The organism is Streptomyces sp. AP-93 (assembly GCF_022808175.1).
Classification (GTDB): Bacteria; Actinomycetota; Actinomycetes; order Streptomycetales; family Streptomycetaceae; genus Streptomyces.
Genome location: NZ_JALGBX010000029.1, coordinates 43207 through 62651, shown reverse-complemented (window position 1 = coordinate 62651; position 19445 = coordinate 43207). Strand labels below are relative to the sequence as shown.

Genomic DNA, 19445 nt, shown 5'->3' with positions numbered 1-19445 from the left:
GGCCGTCGGTCCGGGACCTGGGCGTCAGGAGTTGTCGGTCGGCAGGTCCGCGCGGACCTCGCGGGCGGCGGCGACGAGGTTCTCCAGGGAGGCGCGCGTCTCGGTCCAACCCCGGGTCTTGAGACCGCAGTCGGGGTTGACCCACAGCCGCCCGGCCGGGATGGCCTCCAAGCCCGTACGCAGCAGACCTGCCGCCTCCTGGGCGCTGGGCACGCGCGGGGAGTGGATGTCCCAGACGCCGGGGCCGGCCTCACGGGGGTAGCCGTGGGTGGCGAGTTCCCGGGCGACCTGCATGTGGGAGCGGGCCGCCTCCAGGCTGATGACGTCGGCGTCGAGGTCGTCGATGGCCTGGACGATGTCCCCGAACTCGGCGTAGCACATGTGGGTGTGGATCTGGGTGTCCGGGCGGACCCCGCTGGTGGTGAGGCGGAAGGATTCCGTGGCCCACTCCAGGTAGCCGGCGTGGTCGGCGGTACGCAGCGGGAGGGTCTCGCGCAGGGCCGGCTCGTCGACCTGGATCACCGAAGTGCCCGCTGATTCGAGGTCGTTGACTTCATCGCGCAGGGCGAGCGCCACCTGCCGGGCGGTGTCGCCGAGGGGCTGGTCGTCGCGTACGAAGGACCAGGCGAGCATCGTGACCGGCCCTGTCAGCATGCCCTTGACCGGTTTCGGGGTCAGCGACTGGGCGTACGTGGTCCAGCGGACGGTCATCGGTTCGGGGCGCGAGATGTCCCCGGCGAGGACCGGCGGGCGGACGTATCGGGTGCCGTAGGACTGGACCCAGCCGTGCTGGGTGGCGAGGTAGCCGGTCAGCTGCTCGGCGAAGTACTGGACCATGTCGTTGCGTTCCGGCTCTCCGTGCACGAGCACGTCGAGGCCCGCCTTCTCCTGGAAGGAGATCACCTCACCGATCTCCGCCTTGATCCGCTCCTCGTAGCCCGCCGTGTCGATCCGGCCGGCCCGCAGGTCGGCGCGGGCCATCCGCAGCTCGTCGGTCTGCGGGAAGGACCCGATCGTGGTGGTCGGCAGCAGTGGCAGTCCGAGGTGCGTCCGCTGGGCGGCGGCGCGCTCGGCGTACGTCTGGGCGCGCCGGCCGTCGGTGTCGGTGATCGCGGCGGTGCGGGCGCGGACGGCTGGATCGTGTGTGAGCGCGGAGCCGGCGCGGGAGGCCAGGTCGGCCCGGTTGGCGGCGAGTTCGGGCGCGATGGAGTCCGTGCCTTGGGCCAGCCCTCGGGCCAGGACGGAGATCTCGGCGGTCTTCTGGCGGGCGAAGGCGAGCCAGCGCCGGACCTGCGGGTCGATGTCCCGCTCGGCGGCGGCGTCGATCGGGACGTGCAGCAGGGAGCAGGAGGCGGCGACATCCACCCGGTCGGCGAGGCCGAGGAGCGTGCCCAGGGTGGTGAGGGACTTCTGGTGGTCGTTGATCCAGATGTTGCGGCCGTTGACGACACCGGCCACCAGGCGCTTGCCGGGCAGGCCTCCGACCGCCGCGAGGTCCTCCAGGTTCGCGCCGCCCGCCTCGGTGAAGTCGAGTGCGAGACCCTCGACGGGAGAGGCGGCGAGGACCTGGAGGGCTTGGCCGAGTCGGCCGAAGTACGAGGCGACGAGCAGCTTGGACCGGTCGGTCAGGGTGCCGAGGTCGCGGTAGGCGCGGGCGGCGGCGTTCAGGTCGGCCGGTGTGCGGTCCTGGACCAGGGCCGGCTCGTCGAGCTGGACCCACTCGGCGCCGGCCGCCTTCAGGGCGGCGAGGACCTCGGCGTAGACGGGGAGCAGTCGATCCAGGAGGGTCAGCGGCTGGAAGTCGGCGTCCACGCCCGGGGCGGGCTTGGCCAGGAGCAGATAGGTGATCGGGCCGACGAGCACGGGGCGGGCGTCATGACCGAGCGCGAGGGCTTCCTTCACTTCGGCGACCTGCTTGGAGGGGTCCGCGGTGAAGACGGTGTCCGGACCGAGCTCGGGGACCAGGTAGTGGTAGTTCGTGTCGAACCACTTGGTCATCTCGAGCGGGGCCACGTCCTGCGTGCCGCGGGCCATCGCGAAGTACCCGTCGAGCGGGTCGGCGGTGACGGCCTCCCGATGCCGCTCGGGGACGGCGCCGACCATGATGCTGGTGTCCAGGACGTGGTCGTAGTACGAGAAGTCACCGGTGGGTACTTCGTGGATACCGGCCTCGGCCAGCTGCTGCCAGTTCGCGCGGCGCAGCTCGGTTGCGGTCTCCCGGAGGGCTTCGGCGGTGACGCGGCCCTTCCAGTAGCCCTCGACCGCCTTCTTCAGTTCCCGGTTCTCTCCCTGGCGGGGGTAGCCGTACACGGTGGCCCCTACGGGCGCGGCTGCGGACTCGGTGGTCACGGAACTCTCCTTCGCGAGCGTGTCTCCATGGACCCGGTGACGGGCCGCGGACGCGAAGGGTGCCGGAACGGGCGGACCACCGAAATCGCGTACGGCTCGGTACGCGACGGGAGGATCCGTCTGAAGCACGCCGACCCGCCCACGAGGTCACCGGGAAACCGTGCGCGGTCGATCACGCACGGGCAACGGGCAGGTCTTCGGACTCGCGGGCACGCCGACCACGAGGGTCTGCATCTAATGGCCGTCGCTTCCCAGGACCGGTTCCGGTCCCAGTGCGTATGACGGCGGTCGTTCCCACTCACCGCTGCGGGGCAGTCCCGGATTCCCACCGGGTTCCCTCTTACGACGCACCCCGCCTGGCGGACGGGGGCGAACCAGCTGCGGGGCCCACACTAGGGCGCCGCCCTCGAGGATGAACACCGGGTCCAGATATCGGACGGTGAAATGAGACACGCCCGCTCGGGCCGGCGGTGAAAGCATCGGGGACCGGTGCTGCCGCTGCCGCCCTCCGCGCGGGCGCACGGTGGGGGTGCGGCGACACCACTCGCCACACCCCCGCCGCCCCTGGGCGCCTCCGGCGCACCCTCATGGCCGGAGGTCTGCCGGGCCCCTCAGACCCGGCCGTATGTGTGGAACCCGCGGCCGCTCTTGCGGCCCAGCAGCCCCGCCTGCACCATCCGCTGGAGCAGCGGTGGCGGGGCGTACAGCGGTTCCTTGAACTCCTCGTACAGCGATTCCGCGATGGCCGTGACCGTGTCCAGGCCGATCAGGTCCGCCAGCTTCAGCGGCCCCATCGGGTGGGCGCAGCCCATTTCCATGGCCGCGTCCACGTCCGACGCGCCGGCGAAGCCCGATTCGGCCATGCGGACGGCTGAGAGGAGGTAGGGGATGAGCAGGGCGTTGACGACGAAGCCGGCCCGGTCCTGGGAGCGGATCGTGGTCTTGCCCAGCGTGTCGCGGGCGAACGCCTCGACGGAAGCGAGCGTGTCCGGCGATGTGTGGAGGGAGGACACGACCTCGACGAGCGGCAGGACGGGCACGGGGTTGAAGAAGTGCAGACCCACCACCCGGTCGGCACGGCCGGTCGCCATGCCCAGCCGCATGATCGGGATGGCGGAGGTGTTCGTGGCGAGGATGGCCTCCGGGTCCTCGACGGTCTTGTCGAGGGCGGCGAAGATCGCGGTCTTCGCGTCGGGGTTCTCGGTGACGGCCTCGATGACGAGTTGCCGGTCGGCGAGGTCGTCCAGGTCTCCGGTGAACAGCAGACGGGCGAGCGCGTCCTCGGCGGAGCTCCGGTCCAGCTTCCCGCGCTGGACGGCGCGCTCCAGGGAGACGGCGACGCGCTCGCGGGCGGCCCGGGCAGCGGCGGCGTCCGCCTCGGCGACTACGGTGTCCAGTCCGGCGCGGGCGCACACCTCGGCGATTCCGGCTCCCATCCGGCCGCCGCCGACGACCCCGACGCGCAGGATCCGGTCCGGCTGTACGGGGGCGTTCACGCGGTCACCTGCGCGGCGGGGGAGGTGCGGCGGACGAGGTGGCGGGTGTAGGCCTCGGGGGTGAAGAAGGCGGGGAGCTGCATCGACAGGGCGGTGTCCACGAAGATCTCCCGTGCTTCGAGGGCGAGTGCCTGTGGGTCCTCGGCCTCCAGGGCGGCGCATTCGGCGTCCAGGAGGCCGAGGACCGTCCCCCGGTCCACCCGGTCGTGGCGGAGCCACTGCCAGATCTGAACGCGGGCGATCTCGGCGGTCGCGGCGTCCTCCATCAGGCCGTACAGGGCCACGGCCCCGCTGCCGCGCAGCCAGGCATCGAAGTAGCGCAGCGCCACTGCCACGTTGGAGCGGACGCCCTCCGAGGTCGGCGGGGCGGCGATCCGGCGGACGGACAGGAGGTCGGCGGCCGCGACTTCGACGTCCTCACGCGTCCGGTCCAGCTGGTTCGGCCGGTCCCCCAGGAGATCGTCGAAGACCTCGCGGCAGACGGGGACGAGCCCGGGGTGGGCGACCCAGGAGCCGTCGAAGCCGTCCTCGGCCTCCCGCTCCTTGTCGAGGCGCACCTTCGCGAGCGCGGCGGAGTTCGCTTCGGTGTCCTTGCTCGGGACATGGGCGGCCATGCCGCCGATGGCGTGGGCTCCGCGCCGGTGGCAGGTCCGGACGAGCAACTCCGTGTAGGCGCGCATGAAGGGGGCCGTCATGGTGACGGCGGCCCGGTCGGGGAGCTGGAAGTCGGTGCGGTGGCCGAAGGTCTTGATGAGGCTGAAGAGGTAGTCCCAGCGGCCCGCGTTCAGTCCCGCGCTGTGCTCGCGCAGTTCGTAGAGGATCTCCTCCATCTCGAAGGCGGCCGTGATCGTCTCGATCAGGACGGTGGCCCGGACAGTCCCGCGCGCAATGCCGAGCAGGTCCTGTGCGAGGACGAAGACGTCGTTCCACAACCGCGCCTCGTAGGCGTTCTCCAGCTTGGGGAGGTAGAAGTACGGGCCGTACCCGGCGTCGATCTGCCGCTGTGCGCAGTGGAAGAAGTACAGGCCGAAGTCGACGAGCGACGCCGGCACGGGCCGGCCGTCGATCTCCAGGTGCTCCTCGGTGAGGTGCCAGCCGCGCGGGCGGACCATGATCGTGGCGAGGTTCTCGCCGAGGCGGTACTCCTTGCCCTCCGCCGTGGTGAAGTCGATGCGCCGCTCGATGGCGTCGAGCAGGTTCAGCTGGCCGCCTATGACGTTGTCCCAGGTGGGCGCGGTGGCGTCTTCGAAGTCCGCCATCCACACCCGGGCGCCGGAGTTGAGGGCATTGACCGTCATACGGCGTTCGGGCGGCCCGGTGATCTCCACCCGGCGGTCGGTGAGCCCTGGGCCCTGAGGTGCGACCCGCCAGTGGGGGTCGTCGCGGACGGCTCGCGTGGCGAGCGGGAAGGCGAGCTGCTTGCCGTCGGCGAGGTGGGCGGAGCGGCGGCGCCGCTCCTTGAGGATGCCCAGGCGGCGGTCGGCGAAAGCCGCGTCGAGCCGGCCGATGAACTCCAGGGCCGGGGGCGTCAGGATCTCCTCGTGGCGCTCACCCGGCACACCGAGGACCTGGACGCTGCTGATCAGGGGCTTGGGTGACATGCGGATCTTCTCCTCGGCGTGGGGCGGTCGGCGCCCGGGGCGGGGAGGAGCCTCGGGCGCCGTCGGACGGCAAGTGGCAGGACGCGGGCCGGCTGGGACGCGGGCCGGCTGGGGCGGGGCCGGGCTGGAGCGCGGGGATTCCTAGTGGAACTGCTCTTCCTCGGTGGAGCCGGCCAGTGCCGTGGTGGAGGAGGCGGGGTTCACGGCGGTGGAGACGAGGTCGAAGTAGCCGGTGCCGACCTCGCGCTGGTGCCTGACCGCGGTGAAGCCCTGCGCCTGCGCGGCGAACTCCCGCTCCTGCAGGTCCACGTAGGCGGTCATGCCGTGCTCGGCGTAGCCGCGGGCCAGGTCGAACATGCCGTGGTTGAGGGAGTGGAAGCCGGCCAGGGTGATGAACTGGAAGCGGTAGCCCATCGCGCCCAGCTCGCGCTGGAACTTGGCGATCTGGTCGTCGTCCAGGGCGGCCTTCCAGTTGAAGGACGGCGAGCAGTTGTAGGCCAGCATCTGGTCGGGGTACTGCGCGTGGACCGCCTCGGCGAACTCGCGGGCCTGGGCGAGGTCCGGGGTGCCCGTCTCGACCCAGATGAGGTCGGCGTACGGGGCGTAGGCGAGACCGCGGGCGATCACCGGGGCCATGCCGTTCCGCACCCGGTAGAAGCCCTCCGCGGTGCGCTCGCCCGTCACGAACCGGGCGTCGCGCTCGTCGACGTCGCTGGTGATCAGGTTCGCTGCCAGGGCGTCGGTACGGGCGATGATCAGGGTGGGCGTGTCGGCGATGTCGGCGGCGAGGCGGGCCGCGTTCAGGGTGCGGATGTGCTGCGAGGTGGGGACGAGGACCTTGCCGCCGAGGTGGCCGCACTTCTTCTCCGAGGCAAGCTGGTCCTCGTAGTGGATGCCCGCGGCGCCGGCCGCGATCATCGCCTTCGTCAGCTCGAAGGCGTTCAGCGGTCCGCCGAAGCCGGCCTCGGCGTCCGCGACGATCGGCGCCAGCCAGTCCGTGGTGTCGGAGCCGCCCTCGGCGGTGGCGATCTGGTCGGCGCGCAGCAGCGCGTTGTTGATCCGGCGGACCACCTGGGGAACGGAGTTGACCGGATACAGGCTCTGGTCCGGGTAGGTGTGCCCTGCCTGGTTCGCGTCGGCCGCGACCTGCCAGCCGGACAGGTAGATCGCCTGCAGCCCGGCCCGCACCTGCTGGACCGCCTGTCCGCCGGTCAGGGCGCCCAGCGCGTGGATGTAGTCCTGCTCGTGGAGCTGACGCCACAGCCGTTCGGCGCCGCGCCGGGCCAGGGTGTGCTCCTCGCGGACGCTGCCGGACAGCCGGACCACGTCCTCGGCGGCGTACGTCCGCTCGATGCCCGCCCACCGCGGGTCCTGCGCCCACCGCTGCTTCAGCTGCTCGGCCGCCGCCGTCGTGTTCGCCTCTGCCATGACCGTCACCGTTTCCATCCGTCGCTTGTTCTGCCAATGCTCAGGACCGAAGCCAGAAGGCTGACACTCTGTGCCTGAGTAGGGGGTGCGGCCGCCGGACCCGCCTGTGGGGGCGGGCTGAGCAATGCTGCCGATCTGCCGGAAGCGGGCTGACCAGATCGCCGAAATCAGGGCATGAATCGGGGATCCGGGGTCCTTCCCGGCTACCGGTTCCGGCTGGCCGCAGGACCGACTCTGGCATTGGCACTGGGTGCCATCAAGGTGGTACGGCTGCCAAGCTTTGCGAATCTTCGAGGCCGGATTTGCCAAGCTTGCAAAGCCTCGGGGCGGGCGAAGTCCCCCTATGCTGACGGAGCCCGTCCGACGGTGGAGGAGTCCGGTGAGCAAGACGTACGCGGGGGCGCGCCTGCGCAGGCTGCGCGAGGAGCGCCGCATGACCCAGGCGGACCTTGCCCGGGTCCTCGGCATTTCACCGAGCTACCTCAACCAGATGGAGCACGACTCCCGCCCGCTCACCGTCCCGGTGCTGCTGCGGCTGACCGAGGCGTTCGGGGTGGATCCCGGATTCTTCTCGGAGCGTGACACCAGCCGTATGGTGGCCGACCTGCGCGAGGCGCTCGCCCAGCAGGTGGCCGAGGCCCGGGTTTCCCCCTCGGATCTGGCGGAGCTGGCCACGCGGATGCCGGCCGTCGCCTCGGTCCTGCTGGACCTGGGCCGGCGGAGCCAGTTGCTGGCCGAGCGACTCGCCGACGCCGCCGACGGCCGCGATTCGGTGGCGGAGGCTCCGCGTTCGCCCCACGAGGAGATCCGCGAGTTCTTCTACCGGCGGCAGAACTACCTCCACGACACCGACCTCGCCGCCGAAGGCCTGGCCGGCGAGATCGGCATCCGCCCCGGGGACGTCATCCGCGCGCTGACCCTCCGGCTCGCCGACCGCCACGGGATCCGCATCTGCGCGGACTCGGACCGGCTGCACCACTACGACGCCACCGCCCGGATACTCCATCTGTCGAACCGGCTCCGCCCGGGACAGCAGGCCTTCCGGATGGCCACCCAGCTCGCCCTGATCGAGTACGGGGACGAACTCGACCGGCTGGCCACCGAGGACTTCACGCCTGGTTCCCCCACGCACGCCCTGGCGCGGATCGGCATCGCGAACTACTTCGCCGCCGCCCTGATCCTCCCGTACACGGCGTTCCACACCGCGGCGGAGCAGTTCCGCTACGACATCGAGCGGCTCACCGACCACTTCGGGATCGGTTACGAGACGGTCTGCCACCGCCTCAGTACCCTGCAACGCCCCAGGCTGCGCGGTGTCCCCTTCTCCTTCGTCCGGGTCGACCGGGCCGGGAACATGTCCAAGCGGCAGTCCGCCACCGGATTCCACTTCTCGCGTGCGGGCGGTACCTGCCCGCTGTGGAACGTGTACGAGGCCTTCGCCGCGCCCGGCCGGATCCACGTCCAGATCGCCGCCATGCCCGACGGGCAGCGCTACTTGTGGACCGCCCGCGCCGTCACCCGGCACCGCGGCGGCTGGGGCGAGCCCGGCAAGACCTTCGCGATCGGGCTCGGCTGCGAGATCCGGCACGCCTCCCGGCTCGTGTACGCGGACGGGCTGGACCTCGACAACAGGTCGGCCGCGACCCCCATCGGCATGGGCTGCCGCCTCTGCGAACGCCTCGACTGCCCCCAGCGGGCCGTCCCGCCCCTCGGCCGGGCCCTGGCCATCGACGAGAACAGCACCACCTTCATCCCGTACCCCGTCGCGGGCACTCCCGCCTCCGCCCGCGACTGATCCGGAATCCGGCCGCTCACTCCATACGGCGTGCCTCGGCCGCGGTCACGGGCTCACCCGCCCGAACGCCGTGCAGGACATGGGCGAGCACCTCGGCCCCGCGCACGACCCTCGGACCGGGGCGGTTGAAGGAGGCTGGCCCGTCCAGCACCCAGACCTCCCCGGCCTGGACGGCGGGGAGCTCGTTCCAGCCTGGGAGGGACGTCAGCAGGTCGCGCTCGCCGAGGGTGTGTTCAGGCGGGAAGCCGCACGGCAGGACCAGGACCACATCGGGGCGGGCTGCGCGGACGGCCTCCCAGGTCATCGGCTTGGTGTGCTCCCCCGGTGCGGCGAGCAGCGGTTCACCCCCGGCGCAGGTGACCTGCTCGGGCACCCAGTGCCCGGCGGGCCACAGCGGGTCGAGCCACTCGACGGCCACGCCCCGGGGCCCGGCCCGCCCCGCCGTCAGCGTCCTGGGTGAGGACGAGGTCCGGTGCGAGAGCGGCGAGCGCCGCGGTGTCCAGGGTGTAGAGCGAGGCCCCGGAGTGGGCGGCCCCGCCCACGGCCTCGGAGATCTCCCGGCTGCTGAGATCCTCGGCGGAAAACCCGGCCCGGGTGACCACGGGTACGGAAGCGACCGCTGCGGGCGGCCAGTCGCATTCATGAGTGCGTCCGACCAGGTCAGCGGCGAGTCCCAGCTCCGCCACGATGTCGGTGGCCGCCGGGAGCAGGGAGACGATGCGCATGCACCGACTGTAGGCGCGCGGGCGGCGGGTCTGGACTTACTAGGACGTCCAACTATATGTTCGTGCCCATAAGGTCCGCGGTGCAGGGAAGCCGGTGAGAAACCGGCACGGTCCCGCCACTGTGACCGGGGAGTGTGCTGCCATCCACACGCCACTGACGAGCTCTGTCGGGAAGGCGGGCGGCACGCGGGGATCCGGGAGTCAGGATACCGGCCGCGGATGTTCCGTGTTGTCCACGAGGATGGAGCAGACACGCATGGCACCGGTTTGTACCCACGACCCTGGTGATCCGGCGGAGCACGCGCACACCGTTTCCGCGCGCTCATAGTCCCCCGACCTTCCCCAGCGGCGCATCCCATCGGGTGCCGTCCGCCGGGCAGGCCGCGCCATTCCTCGGATCTCACCTGACGAGAGCAGGCACCCATGGTCCGCGAGCTCACCCATTTCATCGGCGGCAAGCACACGGTCGGAACCTCCGGCCTCTTCGCCGACGTCTACGACCCCAACACCGGGACGGTCCAGGCCCGGGTTCCCCTGGCCGGCCGCGCCGACACCGAGTCCGCCATCGCCAACGCCGAGGAAGCGCAGGCAGATTGGGGACAGTGGAACCCTCAGCGGCGTGCGCGTGTCCTGCTGCGCTTCCTCCAACTGGTGGAGGGCGAGCGGGATTCCCTGGCCCGGATGCTGTCCTGCGAGCACGGAAAGACCGTCGCCGACGCCCACGGCGACCTGCAACGCGGCCTGGAAGTAGTGGAGTTCGCTACCGGAATCCCGCACCTGCTGAAGGGCGAGTTCACCGACAACGCGGGCACGGGCATCGACGTGCACTCCCTGCGCTCGCCGCTGGGCGTGGTCGCCGGGATCACCCCCTTCAACTTTCCCGCCATGATCCCCCTGTGGCAGGCCGCACCGGCCCTGGCCTGCGGCAATTCCTTCATCCTGAAGCCCTCCGAGCGTGACCCCTCCGTCCCGCTGCGACTCGCGGAGCTGTTCCTGGAAGCAGGTCTGCCGCCGGGCGTCCTCAATGTCGTCAACGGCGGCAAGGAGGCCGTCGACACCCTTCTCGAAGACCCGCGCGTCCAGGCACTCGGCTTCGTCGGCTCCACCCCGATCGCGGGTCACATCTACGCCACCGCGGCGGCCCACGGCAAGCGCGCCCAGTGCTTCGGCGGAGCCAAGAACCACATGATCGTGATGCCGGACGCCGACCTCGACCAGGCCGTCGAAGCCCTGATCGGCGCCGGCTACGGCTCCGCGGGCGAGCGCTGCATGGCCATCGCCGTGGCCGTCCCGGTCGGCGAGGAGACCGGGAACGCCCTGGTGGCGAAGTTGAAGGAGCGCATCGCCACCCTGCGCGTCGGCCGCTCCGACGACCCCGACGCCGACTTCGGGCCCCTGGTCAGCCGGGACGCGCTGGACCGGGTGAACCGCTACGTGGGCATCGGGGCCACCGAGGGCGCTGAACTCGTCGTCGACGGACGCGGGTTCACCCTTCCCGGTCACGAGGACGGCTACTTCGCCGGAGCCACCCTCTTCGACCGCGTCACCCCGGGGATGCGGATCTACCGCGAGGAGATCTTCGGCCCGGTGCTGTCCGTCGTACGGGCCGCCGACTACGAGGAAGCCCTGCGCCTGCCCACCGAGCACCCCTACGGCAACGGCGTCGCGATCTTCACCCGCGACGGCGACACCGCACGCGACTTCACCCGGCGGGTCGGCGCCGGCATGGTCGGCGTCAACGTACCGATCCCGGTGCCGGTGGCGTACCACACCTTCGGCGGCTGGAAGAAGTCCGGCTTCGGCGACCTGGGCCAGCACGGCCCCGACTCCATCCGCTTCTACACCCGCACCAAGACCGTCACCTCGCGCTGGCCCTCCGGGGCCAAGGAGGGCGCGAGCTTCACCATCCCGACGATGGGATGAGCGCCGTGACCACCCTCACCAAGGACCAGCTCGCCCTCGCCGAGGTCACCCTCGACTTCGCCCAGGAACACCTCGCACCGCACGCCGTCTCCTGGGACCAGGCCAAGCACTTCCCTGTCGACGTCATCCGCAGGGCCGCCGCCCTCGGCCTCGGCGGCGTCTACGTCCGCGAGGACCACGGCGGTTCGGGACTCTCCCGCGCCGACGGCGTCCTCGTCTTCGAGACCCTCGCCACCGGCTGCCCGTCCATCGCCGGGTACCTGTCCATCCACAACATGGTCGCCTGGATGATCGACCGCTACGGGAACCAGGTCCAGCGTGAGCGCTGGCTCCCCGGGCTCTGCTCGGCGGACACCCTGGGCAGCTACTGCCTGACCGAGCCGGGCGCCGGCTCCGACGCCGCCGCCCTGCGCACGCGCGCCGATCGGGACGGCGACCACTACGTCCTGACCGGCGTCAAGCAGTTCATCTCCGGCGCCGGAGCCGCGGGCATCTACGTGGTCATGGCGCGGACGGGCGAGGCCGGCCCGGGCGGCATCTCGGCCTTCGTCGTCGAACGCGAAGATCCTGGTGTCTCGTTCGGACCCAACGAGGCGAAGATGGGCTGGAACGCGCAGCCCACCCGCCAGGTCGTTCTGGACGGTGTCAGGATCCCGGCCGTCCGGCGCCTCGGCGTCGAGGGCGACGGCTTCCGCATCGCCATGAACGGCCTCAACGGCGGGCGCCTCGGCATCGCCGCCTGCTCCCTCGGCGGCGCGCAGAGCGCCCTGGACCGCAGCCTGTCCCACCTCGCCGACCGGGAGGCATTCGGCGGCCGGCTCCTCGACGCCCAGGCGCTCCAGTTCCGGCTGGCCGACATGGCGACGGAACTCGCCGCCGCCCGTGCCCTGGTCCGGCAGGCCGCGGAGGCCCTCGACACGGGCGATCCGCTGGCCCCGCGACTGTGCGCCATGGCCAAGCGGTTCGCCACCGACACCGGATACGCGGTCGCAGACCGGGCCCTGCAACTCCACGGCGGTTACGGCTACCTCAGCGCATACGGCATCGAGAAGATCGTCCGCGACCTGCGCGTCCACCAGATCCTCGAAGGCACCAATGAGGTCATGCGCGTCATCGTCGCGCGCGGACTGACGGAGACCCTGCGATGAACCACGCATCCCCCGAAGAACCCGACCACGTCCTCCTGCGCACCGAGGGCCACGCCGCGTACATCACCCTCAACCGCCCCAAGGCCCTCAACGCCCTCACCCACCCCATGGCCCTGAGCATCGACGAGGCCCTCGACGCCTGGGAGCACGACACGGCCGTCGAGACCGTACTCATCGAGGGCTCCGGCGAACGCGGCCTGTGCGCGGGCGGCGACATCCGCGCGATCTACGCAGACGCCCGCACCGGCGGCACGGCCTCGGCGGACTTCTGGCGCGACGAGTACCGCCTCAACGCCCGCATCGCCCGCTACCCCAAGCCGTACGTGGCCCTCATGGACGGCATCGTCATGGGCGGCGGCGTCGGGATTTCCGCGCACGGCACCGTCCGCATCGTCACCGAACGCTCCCGCATCGCCATGCCCGAGACCGGCATCGGCTTCGTTCCCGACGTCGGCGGCACCTACCTGCTCTCCCTCGCCCCCGGCGAGCTGGGCACCCACCTGGCTCTGACCGGCACACCGGTCGGCGCGACGGACGCGATGCTGTGCGGCCTCGCCGACCACTTCGTACCCTCGCCGGCCCTGCCCGCGCTGGCCCGGGAGCTCGCCGCCCATCCGGTGCACACCGTGCTGCAGCGGTACGTGGAAGAGCCGCCGCCGGGCGAACTCGCCGCCGCACGGGAGTGGATCGACCACTGCTACGCCGCGGACACCGCCGAGGAGATCGTCGCGCGGCTGCTCGCTGTGGACGTCCCAGCCGCGAAGGCCGCGGCAGGCACCCTGCTGGCGAAGTCCCCCACCGCGGTCAAGGTCACCCTGGCCGCGCTCCGCCGGGCCCACCGGCTCGGCCCCCTGGAACGGGTCCTGGAACAGGAGTACCGCGTCTCCCTCGCCGCCCTGTCCTCGCCCGACCTCGTCGAGGGCATCCGCGCCCAGGTCATCGACAAGGACCGTGACCCGCGCTGGTCCCCCGGCACGCTCGAAGCCGTCGGCCCGGCAGAGGTCGAACGGTTCTTCGCCCCGCTCGGCGACCGCGAACTCCGCCTGTCGCCGTCCGCCTCGTCACGGGAGGTTGCCTGGTGACCAGTACCGTCGCATTCATCGGACTCGGCCACATGGGCGGCCCGATGGCCGCCAACCTGGTCAAGGCCGGGCATCGCGTCCTCGGCTTCGACCTCGTGCCGGACCAGCTGGCGGCGGCTGCCGCCGCCGGTGTCGAACCCGTGTCCTCGGCGGCCGACGCCGCCACCCCTGCCGACGTGGTCATCACCATGCTGCCGGCCGGCCGCCACGTCCTCGCCCTGTACGGGGAAGAGGGACTGTTCGCCGCCGCCCGGCCCGGCACCCTCTTCATCGACTGCTCCACCATCGACGTCGCCGACGCCCGCACCGCGCACGAGGCCGTCGCAGCAGCCGGTCACCGGGCGCTGGACGCCCCGGTGTCCGGCGGCGTGGTGGGCGCCGAGGCCGGCACGCTCACCTTCATGGCGGGCGGCGGCGCCGCGGAATTCGGCGCGGCGCAGCCGCTCCTCGACGCCATGGGGAGGAAGGCCGTTCACTGCGGGACCGCAGGGGCCGGGCAGGCCGCGAAGATCTGCAACAACATGATCCTCGCCATCTCGATGATCGGCGTCAGCGAGGCCTTCGTGCTCGCCGAGAGCCTCGGCCTGGACCATCAGGCCCTCTACGACGTCGCCTCCACCGCCTCCGGTCAGTGCTGGGCGCTCACCGTCAATTGCCCTGTCCCCGGGCCGGTTCCGACGAGTCCCGCCGACCACGACTACCGGCCCGGCTTCGCCGCACTGCTCATGGCCAAGGACCTCGGCCTGGCCGCCAACGCCCTGCGGGCCGGCGGTGTGGACGCACCGCTGGGCCTCAAGGCCGCTGAAATGTACGCCGCGTTCGCCGCAGGAGAGGGCGCCGGCCTGGACTTCTCCGCGATCGTCCGCACCCTCCGACCGCAGAACGGAACCCCCGCATGACCGCCCGTACGGCCTACGAGACCATCCTGCTCGAACGCAAGGGCCGGGTCGCCGTCATCACCCTCAACCGGCCCGAGGCTCTCAACGCCCTCAACCTGAACGTCATGACCGAGGTCGTGGCGGCCGCGGAGGAGCTGGACCGGGACCCGGAGGTCGGCTGCATCCTCCTCACCGGCTCCCCGAAGGCCTTCGCCGCCGGCGCCGACATCAAGGAGATGCGGCCGCAGAGCTACATGGACATGTACCTCTCCGACTGGTTCACCGCCTGGGACCGGCTCGGCCGGCTTCGTACGCCCACGATCGCGGCGGTCTCCGGCTACGCCCTCGGCGGCGGCTGCGAGTTGGCGATGCTCTGCGACATCCTCCTCGCAGCCGACACCGCGAAGTTCGGGCAGCCCGAGATCAAGCTCGGCGTCATCCCCGGGATCGGCGGCTCCCAGCGACTCACCCGCGCCGTCGGCAAGGCCAAGGCGATGGAACTCTGCCTGACGGGCCGCACCATGGGCGCCGAGGAAGCCGAGCGCGCCGGGCTCGTCTCGCGGGTCGTCCCGGCGGACGAGCTGCTCGCCGAGGCCCTCTCCGTGGCAGAGACCGTCGCCGGGATGTCGAAGCCGGTCGCGATGATGGCCAAGGAGGCCGTTAACCGTTCCTTCGAGACCACCCTCACCGAGGGCGTCCGGTTCGAACGCCGCTTGTTCCAGGCGGTGTTCGCCACGGCCGACCAGAAGGAGGGCATGTCCGCCTTCGTGGACAAACGGCCGCCGCACTTCACCCACGGCTGAGCCCTCGGGCAGCCTGAAGCGGGTGGGGGCCCGGGTACGCCGGGGCCCCACCCGTGGGGATCAGGCGACGTCGCCGAGGGTGGTGGTCGTACCGCTCGGCGTGAAGGCCACCGAGCAGGCCTTGAGGTCGCCGGCGCCGTCGTCGACGGTCAGGGCCAGCTTGGTGGCGGTGCCGGCGGTGAAGGTGGACTGGGCGACCCACTGCGGGGCGCCGGGGGTGACCGGGACGGGCGCGGCCGTGGTGAAGCCGCCGCCGGCCCCGGCGCACAACGCGTCGATCGAGGCGTAGGCGCTCGGGCTCGTGTCGGCGGGCTTGTACCTGAAGCCTCCCGCCGGGTTGCACAAAGCCCGGCTCGACCACGTGACGACGCTAAAACACCGCCGGACTCGATGTCCTCCTCGCCTCCCGGCCGGCCGTTCCGGCAGGAACGCCTCCGGGGAAGCCTGCGCAGCACCGTGATGCACACGGATCACGGGCGGTTGCGGTCTCCGACCGAGACCACCACCAGGACGGCGAACACCCCCCACACCAGCCACGGGTTGTCCGCCCACCCCGGGACCTCACTGGTCACGTAGTTCGTGACCACCGCCAGCCCGCAGACCGCCAGCGCCCCGGTCTCCGACACCCACGCGCCTGCCTTCGCGTTCCCTCGTCGCACCGATCCCCCTGTCCCCCTTGCCGGTTCCGGCCGGCTCAGCCTACGGACCGGATCGGTTCGCGGACGGGCGAGTGCGCAAGGCGGCTGCCAACGGCTCGGGGACGAGCGCGTGTGCCGGCGTCCTCCCGGGCCGCCTGCGTGCACGCCTCGGCGGCGGCCGGGGGGAGACAGGTCGGTTCCGGCGGCCGAGTCGTCCGCGGGGCCGTGCCGGCAGCGTATTCCCAGGCAGCACGCACTGGGCCACACGAGACGTCGGGGAGACCATGACGCCGGGCAACGGCAACGACGGACCCGGCCGGGCCATGGGGCCGCCGCGGCGGCACTCGCCTACGCGGCACCGCACTTCTGGTGGGGTGCCGGGATCGCCGCCACCTTCCGCAGGGACTTCGCCTCCGCGCCGCACGGCACCTGGGAAGCCGCGGCCGGCTACTGGGTGTTGGGCGCCGTGGCCGTGGCCGGCGCCGTCGTCGCACTCGCCCTGGTCCGGCCCTGGGGCCGCCGACTCCCGCACCGTACGCTCTGCGCCCTGCCGGCGCCCCGCTCGCCTGAGGCCATGCCGACCGCAGGGCCTGCGGTGACGGGGGCACTGCCGATCGCCTACCGGGTCAAGTGCGGGGCCGGGGTACAGCCATGCGGGGCGCCCGCACGCTTCCGTCCCGCCGGATTACTCTGCGACGACCACCGCGGGACAGCCGTAGCCGAGAGGGCAGGCCCCGCCGGGGAGCACCTTCCCCGCTCCCGATCGCTCCCACGGCTTCCCGGTCCCGCCCCATCCCTGCCGCCCGGGCCGCGCGCACCAAGGCTCGTGCGCTCCCGTTGGGGTGACAACGTTGTCACAATGCGATGGACGGGAGAATCCGCAGGTAGGGGCCGGTCGGGGGCGTGAGCAGATCGGCCCAGACCTGGTGGCCCGCCGCCGTGCGGCCTGCGCCCCAGAGGGCGGCGAGGGCGTCGACGATGGCGAGTCCGCGGCCGGACGTGTCCTGTGGGGTGGCGCGGCCCGGTTCGAGGCCCTGCCATCCGGTGCCCGAGTCCGCGACGACCATGTGCACGGCCAGGGTGGTGTCGTCGAGCGTGACCGTGGTCAGCCGGTGCCAGATGGGGCCGAGGCCGTGGGTGGCCGCATTGGTGACCAGTTCCGAAATGACGACGACGGCGTCTTCGACCAAGCCCGGCAGGTTCCAGTCGGTCAGCGTGTCGGTCACCTGGCGGCGCGCGGCACGGGGTGACTCCGCGCAGGAGGCGAGGTGCCAGCGTGGGGCTGACCGGACGACCTGACGTTGCGGAGGAGGAGAGGCGGAGTACATGGCGCATTCCTGGGGGTGGCAGAGTTCGGGATCGGTCTTCGTGGACTCCCGCCGGGGTTCCTGTGGGTGCGGCAGCAGCGCGAAGGGGGGCGGACCGAGGGCTGACTTCCGGCTCCTCGCGGGCCCGGCCGGTCGGCCGAAACGCGTCACGCCGGGGCTGGTCTACACCAATGACGGTGAATTCCAGTTTTAGCACGAGGGGGAATGAAAGGGAACGCTTGATATTTTCCGGCCCGTCGGCGGAAGGATGCGGCCGCAATTGGACCTTGAGTGAAAGCGCAGCTCAGCGGATACGCCATTGCCGTATGTGTCATTTCGACACCAGCGGGTGAAACTCGCTCGAAGGGGCGCCGTCTCACGTTCCGGACGAAATGTCCGCCGGTGCGAGAAGAGCGGTGCGGGCCGCGCCGAGCAGGCCGCTGTGACGCCCGAGTGAGGACGGTTCCACAGACACACCCCGGACGAATCCCAAGGTGGCCGAGCGGGCCAGGTGCCTGCGCAGCGGCTCGAACAGGACGGGGCCCGCTGCGGCCACCCCGCCACCGATGACGACCCGGTCCCTCGGCCAGCACCTCGAGGAGCTCCTCGATCAGGCGGCGATCGTCGCGGAGCCCGGGATCGATCTGAGAAAGCTGGCTTCCTCGACGACGGTACTCTCCGACGCCGACACTGCCGCGCCCGCGCTGGCGGCCAGCGCCGTGGCGGGTACGAGCAAAGTGGTCCAGGCCGACGGGCTGCTGCTACGGGCGGTGGAGCGGACTCCTCCGCGCAGGGGGCAGGTCGCCGATCCGGGCCTGTGCACCCTCGCGCTGCTGTCGGCGACGACCAGCGACCCCGCCGGCGCCGAGGGCGCGGAGTCCAGCGGCGACCGCGGGCCCCAACTCCTGCCGGACGAACGGGCTGTGGCATCGGCGGCAGGTCGCGGAATCGTCGCCCTCGAGGCGGTGGCGCACACGGACACCGCCGGGTCGAGGCAGCGGCTGGCCGCGGGCGTGCTCCCCATGGCCTCCCTGTTCTCGCGGCGACTGCGCTGGTCCCTGGCCGGCATGGCGGCGGCCGTCGGCGCACTCGCCGTCGCGTCGTGGCTGACGACCGGAGATCACCCGCTGCACGCCGCGTACATCACCTTGCTCGACATCTTCGCGATCAACGACCCTGCGGTGGGCGCCCCGACGCAACGCCAGGTGCTCCAGATCCTTTCCGGGTTCGTGGGCCTCCTCCTGCTCCCGGTCCTGGTGGCGGCCGCGCTCGAGGCACTGGGCGCGTTCCGGACGGCGACGGTCCTGCGCCGGCCCCCGCGCGGGCTGTCAGGCCACGTGATCCTGCTGGGGCTCGGCAAGATCGGTACGCGTGTACTGAGTCGGCTACGGGAACTGGAGATCCCGGTCGTGTGCGTGGAGCACGACCCTCAGGCACGGGGCATCGCCCTGGCCCGCACCCTGCGCGTGCCGGTGGTCATCGGTGACGTGACCGACGAAGGGGTGCTGGAGGCGGCCCGGGCCGGCCGGGCGCACGCATTGCTGGCCCTGACCAGCTCGGACACCACCAACCTGGAGGCCGCCCTGTACGCCCGAGCAGTGAAGCCGGACCTGCGGACCGTCTTGCGGCTGTACGAGGACGACTTCGCGACCGCCGTCCACCGCACCCTGCGGGCCGCCCACCCGGCGGCACTGACCCGAAGCCGCAGCGTCACCCACCTCGCCGCACCTGCCTTCGCCGGGGCGGCGATGGGCCGGCAGATCCTCGGTGCGATCCCGGTCGAGCGCCGGGTCCTGCTCTTCGCCGCCGTCGACGTGGCGGGCCACCCGCACCTGGAGGGCCGCACCGTCGCGGAGTCCTTCCGTGCGGGTGCCTGGCGGGTCCTCGCCCTCGACACCGCCTCCCCGCAGGACCGCCGGCCAGACCTTGCCTCCGCTCCCGCAGAGGGGCCTCCGCGGCAGTCGGGACTGATCTGGGACCTGCATCCGGGATACGTACTCAAGCCTGAGGACCGCGTTGTCCTGGCCGCCACGCGGCGCGGCCTCGCCGAACTCCTCGGCCGCGGCGAGGCTGCCACCAGCCGAAGGGACGGCTGAATCCGAGGGCCTCGCGGCTTGGTGCGTACGAGCCCGCTCACTTGCGTTCTTGCAGGTGAGGAGCCCTCTAGCGGGATCCGGACATCTCCCCTACGGTGTAAGGAACGCGTCAATGGGACGGCTGGGCCGCCCCCAGGACGCGTGGTGTGCCGGGAAGTCTGGTCGGCGTCCCAGGG

The 19445-nt window shown here is 71.7% G+C and carries 14 protein-coding genes, 2 pseudogenes and 2 riboswitches; of the genes and pseudogenes, 7 read left to right on the top strand and 9 right to left on the bottom strand.

Annotated features, from left to right (window positions below; genetic code table 11):
• Nucleotides 1–24: 24 nt before the first annotated feature.
• The 4 genes from metE to aceA form a co-directional block, all read right to left on the bottom strand.
• Nucleotides 25–2349: a 5-methyltetrahydropteroyltriglutamate--homocysteine S-methyltransferase gene (metE, locus tag MTF69_RS35680; RefSeq protein ID WP_243340529.1), complete on the bottom strand. Its 2325-nt coding sequence runs from the start codon at nt 2347–2349 to the stop codon at nt 25–27.
• Nucleotides 2350–2519: 170 nt separating this feature from the next.
• Nucleotides 2520–2743: riboswitch (cobalamin riboswitch) on the bottom strand.
• Nucleotides 2744–2960: 217 nt separating this feature from the next.
• Nucleotides 2961–3845, bottom strand: a complete 885-nt coding sequence (locus MTF69_RS35675; protein ID WP_308401493.1) for a 3-hydroxybutyryl-CoA dehydrogenase — start codon at nt 3843–3845, stop codon at nt 2961–2963.
• Complete coding sequence (aceB, locus tag MTF69_RS35670; RefSeq protein WP_243340528.1) at nt 3842–5446, bottom strand: malate synthase A; 1605 nt, start codon at nt 5444–5446, stop codon at nt 3842–3844. Before aceB ends, MTF69_RS35675 begins: the two co-directional genes overlap by 4 nt.
• Before the next feature lie 141 nt (nt 5447–5587).
• Nucleotides 5588–6874 carry an isocitrate lyase gene (gene aceA, locus MTF69_RS35665; protein ID WP_243340527.1) on the bottom strand — a complete coding sequence of 429 codons (1287 nt, stop codon included), beginning with the start codon at nt 6872–6874 and terminating at the stop codon, nt 5588–5590.
• Nucleotides 6875–7253: 379 nt separating this feature from the next.
• Here aceA and MTF69_RS35660 point away from each other — a divergent pair, with 379 nt between their 5' ends.
• The gene (locus tag MTF69_RS35660; protein ID WP_243340526.1) at nt 7254–8669 is read left to right on the top strand and encodes a short-chain fatty acyl-CoA regulator family protein; all 1416 of its coding nucleotides are present in this window, start codon (nt 7254–7256) and stop codon (nt 8667–8669) included.
• Between the two features lie 16 nt (nt 8670–8685).
• Here MTF69_RS35660 and MTF69_RS35655 read toward each other — a convergent pair whose 3' ends face one another.
• Complete coding sequence (locus MTF69_RS35655) at nt 8686–9087, bottom strand: ABC transporter substrate-binding protein (RefSeq protein ID WP_243340525.1); 402 nt, start codon at nt 9085–9087, stop codon at nt 8686–8688.
• Nucleotides 9011–9394, bottom strand: a complete 384-nt coding sequence (locus tag MTF69_RS35650) for a hypothetical protein (protein ID WP_243340524.1) — start codon at nt 9392–9394, stop codon at nt 9011–9013. Before MTF69_RS35650 ends, MTF69_RS35655 begins: the two co-directional genes overlap by 77 nt.
• Before the next feature lie 54 nt (nt 9395–9448).
• Nucleotides 9449–9627: riboswitch (cobalamin riboswitch) on the top strand.
• 190 nt (nt 9628–9817) lie between these two features.
• Here MTF69_RS35650 and MTF69_RS35645 point away from each other — a divergent pair.
• From MTF69_RS35645 to MTF69_RS35625, 5 genes are read left to right on the top strand one after another with little or no spacing between them, the layout of a single operon-like run.
• The gene (locus MTF69_RS35645; protein WP_243340523.1) at nt 9818–11317 is read left to right on the top strand and encodes a CoA-acylating methylmalonate-semialdehyde dehydrogenase; all 1500 of its coding nucleotides are present in this window, start codon (nt 9818–9820) and stop codon (nt 11315–11317) included.
• Nucleotides 11314–12465 carry an acyl-CoA dehydrogenase family protein gene (locus MTF69_RS35640; RefSeq protein ID WP_243340522.1) on the top strand — a complete coding sequence of 384 codons (1152 nt, stop codon included), beginning with the start codon at nt 11314–11316 and terminating at the stop codon, nt 12463–12465. The genes MTF69_RS35645 and MTF69_RS35640 overlap by 4 nt, the downstream gene beginning before the upstream one ends.
• Nucleotides 12462–13547: an enoyl-CoA hydratase/isomerase family protein gene (locus MTF69_RS35635; protein ID WP_243340521.1), complete on the top strand. Its 1086-nt coding sequence runs from the start codon at nt 12462–12464 to the stop codon at nt 13545–13547. Before MTF69_RS35640 ends, MTF69_RS35635 begins: the two co-directional genes overlap by 4 nt.
• Nucleotides 13544–14446: a 3-hydroxyisobutyrate dehydrogenase gene (gene mmsB, locus MTF69_RS35630; RefSeq protein WP_243340520.1), complete on the top strand. Its 903-nt coding sequence runs from the start codon at nt 13544–13546 to the stop codon at nt 14444–14446. The genes MTF69_RS35635 and mmsB overlap by 4 nt, the downstream gene beginning before the upstream one ends.
• Nucleotides 14443–15228 (top strand): enoyl-CoA hydratase, encoded by a 786-nt coding sequence (locus MTF69_RS35625; protein WP_243340519.1) that lies wholly within the window; start codon nt 14443–14445, stop codon nt 15226–15228. The genes mmsB and MTF69_RS35625 overlap by 4 nt, the downstream gene beginning before the upstream one ends.
• Before the next feature lie 66 nt (nt 15229–15294).
• Here the strand turns inward: MTF69_RS35625 and MTF69_RS35620 are convergent.
• The 3 genes and pseudogenes from MTF69_RS35620 to MTF69_RS35610 form a co-directional block, all read right to left on the bottom strand.
• Nucleotides 15295–15567, bottom strand: a pseudogene (locus MTF69_RS35620) (hypothetical protein); the annotation flags it as partial.
• 131 nt (nt 15568–15698) lie between these two features.
• Nucleotides 15699–15854, bottom strand: a complete 156-nt coding sequence (locus MTF69_RS35615) for a hypothetical protein (protein ID WP_243340518.1) — start codon at nt 15852–15854, stop codon at nt 15699–15701.
• An 866-nt stretch (nt 15855–16720) separates the two neighbouring features.
• Nucleotides 16721–17194: an ATP-binding protein gene (locus MTF69_RS35610; RefSeq protein ID WP_279346681.1), complete on the bottom strand. Its 474-nt coding sequence runs from the start codon at nt 17192–17194 to the stop codon at nt 16721–16723.
• 554 nt (nt 17195–17748) lie between these two features.
• On the opposite strand from MTF69_RS35610, the pseudogene MTF69_RS35600 reads away from it, so the two are divergent.
• Nucleotides 17749–19269: pseudogene (locus tag MTF69_RS35600) on the top strand (TrkA family potassium uptake protein); the annotation flags it as partial.
• Nucleotides 19270–19445: the final 176 nt, after the last annotated feature.

What these genes read in the sequence shown, in the direction of transcription:
- aceB (WP_243340528.1), bottom strand. Translation starts at nt 5,446, where the DNA reads ATGTCACCCAAGCCCCTGATCAGCAGCGTCCAGGTCCTCGGTGTGCCG.
- aceA (WP_243340527.1), bottom strand. Translation starts at nt 6,874, where the DNA reads ATGGCAGAGGCGAACACGACGGCGGCGGCCGAGCAGCTGAAGCAGCGG.
- MTF69_RS35650 (WP_243340524.1), bottom strand. Translation starts at nt 9,394, where the DNA reads ATGCGCATCGTCTCCCTGCTCCCGGCGGCCACCGACATCGTGGCGGAG.
- MTF69_RS35645 (WP_243340523.1), top strand. Translation starts at nt 9,818, where the DNA reads ATGGTCCGCGAGCTCACCCATTTCATCGGCGGCAAGCACACGGTCGGA.
- MTF69_RS35640 (WP_243340522.1), top strand. Translation starts at nt 11,314, where the DNA reads ATGAGCGCCGTGACCACCCTCACCAAGGACCAGCTCGCCCTCGCCGAG.
- MTF69_RS35635 (WP_243340521.1), top strand. Translation starts at nt 12,462, where the DNA reads ATGAACCACGCATCCCCCGAAGAACCCGACCACGTCCTCCTGCGCACC.
- MTF69_RS35625 (WP_243340519.1), top strand. Translation starts at nt 14,443, where the DNA reads ATGACCGCCCGTACGGCCTACGAGACCATCCTGCTCGAACGCAAGGGC.
- MTF69_RS35610 (WP_279346681.1), bottom strand. Translation starts at nt 17,194, where the DNA reads ATGTACTCCGCCTCTCCTCCTCCGCAACGTCAGGTCGTCCGGTCAGCC.